A 6,249-nucleotide genomic window follows, 5' to 3' on the forward strand; every position below is an offset into this window, starting at 1 on the left:
CGCTGTGGACCGACATCCGGTCCGCAGAGGATCAGCCGAAGCGGCCGGTGATGTAATCCTGGGTCTGGCGCTTCTCCGGATTCATGAAGATGCGCGTGGTGGGCCCGAACTCCACGAGTTCACCGAGATACATGAAGGCGGTGAACTGAGAGATGCGCGCGGCCTGCTGCATGTTGTGGGTCACGATGACGATCGTGAATTCCGAGCGCAACTGCTCGATCAGTTCCTCGATGCGGCCGGTGGAGATCGGGTCGAGGGCCGAGGTCGGCTCGTCGAACAGGATCACTTCCGGGCGCTGGGCCACGGTGCGGGCGATGCACAGACGCTGCTGCTGGCCGCCGGAGAGACCCATTCCGGACTGCTTGAGCTTGTCCTTCACCTCGTCCCACAGCGCCGCCTTGCGCAGGCTTTCCTCGACGCGCACGTCGAGGTCGGCCTTGGGCAGCTTCTCGTAGAGGCGCAGGCCGAAGGCGACGTTGTCGTAGATCGACATCGGGAACGGCGTCGGCTTCTGGAACACCATGCCGATGCGCGAACGCAGCTCGTTGAGGTCGATCTTGGGATCGAGGACGTTCTCGCCGTCGAGGAGGATCTCGCCTTCGGCGCGCTGGTCCGGATAGAGGCTGTAGATCCGGTTGAAGGTGCGCAGCAGGGTCGACTTCCCGCAGCCCGATGGGCCGATGAGCGCCGTGACCTGGCGGTCGTGGAAATTGAGGTTGACCGACTTCAGGCCGTGGAAGCTGCCGTAATAGAAGTTTAGGTCCTTGACGGCGATACGGATCGGCGAGGTCTCGTCGGCCTTGTGGCGTCCGGTGAGCTGCGCGGAGGTGATCCCGGGGGCGGCGTTCATCGATTCGGCGTCCTATCGATCGAAGGGCGGGAGAGAAGGCGCGCTGACGGTCAGCGCGACCGCTCGGTCTTGATGACGAACCGGGCCACGACCGAGAGGGCGAGGATCGTGACGGTGATGAGGAGGGCGCCGGCCCAGGCGAGCTGCTGCCAGTTCGGGTAGGGCGAGAGCGCGAACTGGTAGATCATCACCGGGAGGTTCGGGATGCCGCCCATGAGGTCGGCGCGGAACCAGCTGTTGTTGTTGAGTGCCGTGAACAGCAGCGGCGCGGTCTCGCCGGCGATGCGGGCGAGCGCCAGGATGATGCCGGTGACGATGCCCGCGCTGGCGCCGCGCCAGGTGATGCTCTTGATGACGATGGATGGGGGCGCGCCGAGCGCCGCGCCGGCCTCGCGCAGCGTCGAGGGCACGAGGCGGAGCATGTCCTCGGTGGTCCGCACGATCACCGGAGTGGCGATGATGGCGAGCGCCACCGCACCGGCCCAGCCGGAATAGGTCCCCATCGGCCGCACCATCAGCGTGTAGACGAACAGGCCGATGAGGATGGACGGCGCCGAGAGCAGGATGTCGTTGAGGAACCGGATGACGTCGGCGAGCTTCGAGTTGCGGCCGTACTCGGCAAGGTAGGTGCCCGCCATCACGCCGACGGGGGTGGCCACGAGGATGCCGAGGGTGGTCAGCACGAGGCTGCCGAGGATCGCGTTGGCGATGCCACCGCCTTCGGAGCCGGGGCCCGGGGTCGGTTCGGTGAAGAGCATCGGCGAGAAGCCCTTGATGCCCTCGACCACCAGCATGAACAGGATCGAGCCCAGAACCACGATGCCGATGAGCGTGGCGAGCGTGCTCGCCAGGATCAGGGTCTTGTCGGCGATACGCCGGCCGGGGCGGACGCGGCTGATCCGGGCCGGAGCGGCGGCGGTCGCGAGGGGATTGGTGGCGTCCATGTGCGGTTCCTGACGTCTCGGTGAAGGGCCTCAGGCGACCTTCGCCCGGCGGGTGAGGAGTCGGGCGATGATCAGGACGACGAAGGTGATGACGAACAGGATGCAGCCCAGCGCCATCAAGGAGTTCAGCTGCAGGCCGTCGGCCTCGTTGAACTCGTTGGCGATGCGGGACGCGATGGTGGAGCCCGGATCGAAGACCGAGCCGGAGAGGCGGTTGGCGTTGCCGATGACGAAGGTCACCGCCATGGTCTCGCCGAGCGCCCGGCCGAGACCCAGCATGATCGCGCCGATGATCGAGACCGAGGCCTGGGGCACGAGCACGTGGCGCACCACCTCCCAGGTTGTGCAGCCGATGCCGTAGGCGCTCTCGCGCAGGACCGTGGGGATCTGGTCCAGCATGTCGCGGGTGATCGAGGCCACGAAGGGCACGATCATGATGGCCAGGATGAAGCCGGCGGTGAGGATGCCGACGCCCGAGGGAACGCGGGCATAGAAAAGGGTGCCGACGATGGGCATGCCCTCGACCACGTTCGAGACGGGCACCTGCACGAAGCGGGCGAACAGCGGGGCGAATACGAACAGGCCCCACATGCCGTAGATGATGCTCGGCACCGAGGCGAGGAGTTCGATCGTCATCGCGACGGGCTTGCGCGCCCAGCCGGGGCAGAGCTGCGTCAGGTAGACTGCGATGCCGAGCGAGAGCGGCACGCCGATCAGCAGGGCGAGGAAGGCGGAGGCCAGGGTGCCGACGATGGCCACGAAGGCCCCGTACTGTTCCTGCCCGATGTTCCAGACGCTCGAGGTGACGAAGCCGAAGCCGAATTCGTTGAAGGCCGGCCAAGCGCCATAGGCGATGGAGGCCAGGATGCCTGCGAGCACGAACAGCACCAGCAGCGCCGAGCCGTAGGAGGCCGCGCGGAACAGGCTGTCGCCGAGACCGCCAGGCTTCTTCCGGGCGGAGGCGCGGTCGCGCGTCAGGGCGATCTGGTCAGTCAAGGCGGCCATCCGAAAGTCTTCTCTTCACCGTGCGGCGTCCTACCGCGCGCCGATCATCGGCGCGAGGGGGGATCACCGGATCGTTTCCAAGGGAGGCCCGGCGGCTTGGCGCCGGGCCTCGTCTGTCTCGATCACGCGGGGACGCGGTGGCTCGTCCCCGATCTCGCCGGCTCGAAAGCCCGCGAGGGTTGAGGCTCACATGTCGAAGACGGGCTTACATGTTGAAGACGGGCTTGCCGTCCTTGCCCTTGATCTCCTTCCACGCGTCGTGGATCTGGCCGACGACGGCGTCGGGCAGCGGCACGTAGTCGAGGTCGGTGGCGAGCTTGTCGCCGTTCTTGTAGGCCCAGTCGAAGAACTTCAGCACATCGGCGGTCTTGGCCGGGTCGGCCGGCTCCTTGTAGACGAGGATGAAGGTGGCGGCGGTGATCGGCCAGGCGCCCTCACCGGCCTGATCGGTCAGCGAGATGCCGAAGCCGGGGGCGGACTTCCAGTCGGCGCTGGCGGCGGCGGCCTGGAAGGCCTTGTCGTCGGGCTGCGGGAACTTGCCGGCCTTGTTCTGGATCAGGGTGTGGCTGAGCTTGTTCTGCTTGGCGTAGGCGGACTCGACGTAGCCGATGGCGTTGGGGACCTGCTTGACGGTGGCGGTCACGCCCTCGTTGCCCTTGCCGCCCTGGCCCACCGGCCAGCTCACCGTGGTGGCCGCGCCGAACTCCTTCTTCCAGGCCTCGGACGCCTGCGTCAGGTAGGTGGTGAAGATGTTGGTCGTGCCCGACGCGTCCGAGCGGTAGACCGGGGTGATGTTGGCGTCGGGGAGCTTCACGCCCTCGTTCAGCTTGGCGATCTTGGCATCCGACCACTTGGCGATCTTGCCGGCGTAGATTTCGGCGATGATCTCACCGGTGAGCTTGAGCTTGCCCGGCTCGACGCCCGCGATGTTCACCACGGTGACGACGCCGCCCATTACGGTCGGGAATTGAACGAGGCCGTCCTTCTCCAGGGCAGGCCCCTTGAGGGGCGCGTCGGTGGCGCCGAAATCGACGGTCTTGGCCTGGATCTGCTTGATGCCGCCGCCCGAGCCGATCGACTGGTAGTTCAGGCCCATGCCGCTGTCCTTGCGGTAGGCTTCCGCCCATTTCGAGTAGACCGGAAAGGGGAAGGTCGCGCCGGCACCCGTGATGTCGGCTGCATGGGCAGGCGCGAGGGTGGCGAGGCCGAGGCTCGCGAGGACGGCGAGGGTCGTGAATTTCATGTGCTGGTCTCCTGAGGGAGCGTGCTCCGAACGACGGGGTAGAGCACGTCGTCCGTTGTGCACCGCGCCATACGTCCGGTTGGGCCAAGGCGGTATGACGAATGCGCGACAGTTCGATGACACACGCCGCGGCAGTGCCCAGGCGCGGTGCAATCCCGCATTTTGCCGGTGAACAGCCCGAGCGCGACCGAGCCGGACCCCGGTGGAACCGCCGCCTTGAATCGCGATGCCCGGGACGCTATCGCCGGATCGAGGGCGAATCGTCGTGGGCCGGAGCATCGCCCGTGCCAGAGCTGCCGCAGGGTCCGGTCCTGCGCGGCCTGATCTGCAAGACGCCGTCGCGGGATGCGCCCAGGAGCCTGACCATGACCGAGATCCGCCCCCGCCGCAGCGTGCTCGCCATGCCGGGCTCGAATCCCCGGTTGCTGGAGAAGGCCCGGACGCTGCCCGCCGACGTCATCATGATCGACCTCGAGGACGGCGTCGCGCCCGAGACGCGGGCCGCCACGCGCGAGGCCGTCGCCCGGGCGGTGGCGGAGCGGGGCTTCGGCCGGCGCGAAGTGCTGGTGCGCATCAACGCCCTCGACACGCCCTACGGCGAGGCCGATCTCGCGGCCATCGCGCCGGCCGGTCCCGACGCGATCGTGGTGCCGAAGGTGACCGGGGCCGACGCCCTGGTGGCGGTGGGCTCGCGCCTGCGCCGTCTCGGTGCGCCGGACCGGACCCGAACCTGGGCTATGATCGAGAGCCCGATGGCGATCCTGCATCTGGCCGAGATCGCCAGTTCGGCCCGGGACGTGGACACCCGCCTCGCCTGCCTCATGGTCGGACCGAACGATCTGGCCAAGGCCAGTCGCCTGCGCCTCGGGGTGCCGGGCCGTCCGGCGCTGATGCCCTGGCTGATGAGCGTGATCGCTGCGGCCCGCGCCTACGAGATCAACGTCATCGACGGCATCTACAACGACTTTCGCGATTCCGATGGATTCGCGGCCGAGTGCGCACAGGGGCGCGATTGTGGCTTCGACGGCAAGATGCTGATCCATCCCGACCAGATCGGCCCCGCCAACGCGACCTTCGGCCCGAGCGCGGACGAGATCACATGGGCCCGGCGCGTTCAGGCCGCCTTCGCCGAGCCCGAGAACCGGGCTCGCGGCGTCATCGCCCTCGACGGTCGGATGGTCGAGCGCCTGCACCTGGGCGAAGCCGCCCGCACCGTCGCCCTGGCAGAGGCCATCGCGGCGCGGGCCGCATGAGCGCCGAGCTCGCGATCGACCTGCGCCTGCTCGATCCTCGCCTCAGGGACTGGGGGTTCCCCCGCTGGGGCTCGGCGCAGGCCGCCGGCCTCGACCTGCATGCCTGCCTCAATGCACCGCTGGTGCTGGCGCCCCAGGGCCCGCCAGCCTTGATCCCGGCGGGCTTTGCGGTGGCGATCCGTGATCCCCACTGGTGCGGCCTCGTCTTTCCCCGCTCTGGGCTCGGCCATCGCGAGGGCCTCGTGCTCGGCAACGGCACGGGGGTGATCGACGCCGATTACGAGGGGCCGCTGATGATCTCTGCCTGGAACCGCAATCCCGGCGCCTCGGCCGCCATCCGGATCGAGCCCGGCGACCGCATCGCCCAGCTCGTCTTCACCCGGGTGACGCGGCCCGCCCTGTCGGTGCGCGAGGCGTTCGGCGATTCCGAACTCGCCGAAGAGGCCGGACGGCGCGGCAGCGGAGGCTTCGGCTCCACCGGACGCCGCTGACATCCGTCGGCATGCTCAGACGATGCCACTGCCCTCGAACGGCCAGGGCTTGCCGAGTTGGGCCGCCACGCGCGCGGGCTCATGGCCGACCGCATCGACCGCTGCCTGGACCTCCTCGATCGGCACTTCGAAGCGGCGCGCCCAGTAGGCGCGCGTCCAGGGCTCGGACACGTTGACGGTGGCGGGCTCGTGGTCGTTGTCGGGGGTCGCGCTGCTGCTCATGGCGTGTCTCGCTGCGGTGTCGGGTCCCTCCCTAACGCGCGGCCCGGCCGACGGTGCGTTTTCACGCGCGTCATCCATCCAGCCCCGCGCAAGCCATCCTGCGTAGGTCGACGGCATCGGATTCCACATCCCCATCGGAGGCTTTGAGCCTTGGGCGTTCTGATCGGCCTCGTCATCGCAATCGGCTGCATGCTCGGCGGCTTCGTCGCCATGGGCGGCCACCTCGTCGTGCTCTGGCAGC

General features: G+C 68.3%; 8 protein-coding genes. 3 read left to right on the forward strand and 5 right to left on the reverse strand.

Going from position 1 to position 6,249, the window contains the following annotated elements; all coding sequences use genetic code 11:
* Positions 1 to 31 precede the first annotated feature (31 nt).
* The 4 genes from pstB to pstS form a co-directional block, all read right to left on the reverse strand.
* On the reverse strand, positions 32 to 850 hold the full coding sequence (pstB, locus tag JWQ05_RS10155) for a phosphate ABC transporter ATP-binding protein PstB (protein WP_299658205.1): 819 nt from the start codon (positions 848 to 850) through the stop codon (positions 32 to 34).
* A gap of 50 nt (positions 851 to 900) precedes the next feature.
* The gene (gene pstA, locus JWQ05_RS10160; RefSeq protein WP_299658207.1) at positions 901 to 1,794 is read right to left on the reverse strand and encodes a phosphate ABC transporter permease PstA; all 894 of its coding nucleotides are present in this window, start codon (positions 1,792 to 1,794) and stop codon (positions 901 to 903) included.
* A gap of 30 nt (positions 1,795 to 1,824) precedes the next feature.
* Positions 1,825 to 2,799, reverse strand: coding sequence for a phosphate ABC transporter permease subunit PstC (gene pstC, locus JWQ05_RS10165; protein ID WP_299658209.1), 975 nt, complete (start codon positions 2,797 to 2,799; stop codon positions 1,825 to 1,827).
* A 205-nt stretch (positions 2,800 to 3,004) separates the two neighbouring features.
* Positions 3,005 to 4,042: a phosphate ABC transporter substrate-binding protein PstS gene (gene pstS, locus JWQ05_RS10170; protein ID WP_299658211.1), complete on the reverse strand. Its 1,038-nt coding sequence runs from the start codon at positions 4,040 to 4,042 to the stop codon at positions 3,005 to 3,007.
* 365 nt (positions 4,043 to 4,407) lie between these two features.
* Between pstS and JWQ05_RS10175 the strand changes: the two genes are divergently transcribed.
* A complete protein-coding gene (locus tag JWQ05_RS10175) occupies positions 4,408 to 5,295 on the forward strand; it encodes a CoA ester lyase (RefSeq protein WP_299658221.1) in 888 nt (295 codons plus the stop codon).
* Complete coding sequence (gene dut / locus JWQ05_RS10180) at positions 5,292 to 5,786, forward strand: dUTP diphosphatase (RefSeq protein ID WP_299658213.1); 495 nt, start codon at positions 5,292 to 5,294, stop codon at positions 5,784 to 5,786. The genes JWQ05_RS10175 and dut overlap by 4 nt, the downstream gene beginning before the upstream one ends.
* A 15-nt stretch (positions 5,787 to 5,801) precedes the next feature.
* Here the strand turns inward: dut and JWQ05_RS10185 are convergent, their stop codons facing one another.
* A complete protein-coding gene (locus tag JWQ05_RS10185; protein ID WP_299658215.1) occupies positions 5,802 to 6,008 on the reverse strand; it encodes a DUF3606 domain-containing protein in 207 nt (68 codons plus the stop codon).
* Positions 6,009 to 6,158: 150 nt separating this feature from the next.
* On the opposite strand from JWQ05_RS10185, the gene JWQ05_RS10190 reads away from it, so the two are divergent.
* On the forward strand, positions 6,159 to 6,249 hold a 91-nt coding region (locus tag JWQ05_RS10190; RefSeq protein WP_366944582.1), incomplete at its 3' end, for a motility-associated protein.

It is taken from the genome of Methylobacterium sp. (assembly GCF_028290105.1).
In the GTDB taxonomy this organism is placed as follows: Bacteria; Pseudomonadota; Alphaproteobacteria; order Rhizobiales; family Beijerinckiaceae; genus Methylobacterium.

Bases quoted from the DNA above. Each gene is read 5' to 3' on its own strand.
- pstB (WP_299658205.1), bottom strand. From the start codon at position 850: ATGAACGCCGCCCCCGGGATCACCTCCGCGCAGCTCACCGGACGCCAC.
- pstA (WP_299658207.1), bottom strand. From the start codon at position 1,794: ATGGACGCCACCAATCCCCTCGCGACCGCCGCCGCTCCGGCCCGGATC.
- pstC (WP_299658209.1), bottom strand. From the start codon at position 2,799: ATGGCCGCCTTGACTGACCAGATCGCCCTGACGCGCGACCGCGCCTCC.
- pstS (WP_299658211.1), bottom strand. From the start codon at position 4,042: ATGAAATTCACGACCCTCGCCGTCCTCGCGAGCCTCGGCCTCGCCACC.
- JWQ05_RS10175 (WP_299658221.1), top strand. From the start codon at position 4,408: ATGACCGAGATCCGCCCCCGCCGCAGCGTGCTCGCCATGCCGGGCTCG.
- dut (WP_299658213.1), top strand. From the start codon at position 5,292: ATGAGCGCCGAGCTCGCGATCGACCTGCGCCTGCTCGATCCTCGCCTC.
- JWQ05_RS10185 (WP_299658215.1), bottom strand. From the start codon at position 6,008: ATGAGCAGCAGCGCGACCCCCGACAACGACCACGAGCCCGCCACCGTC.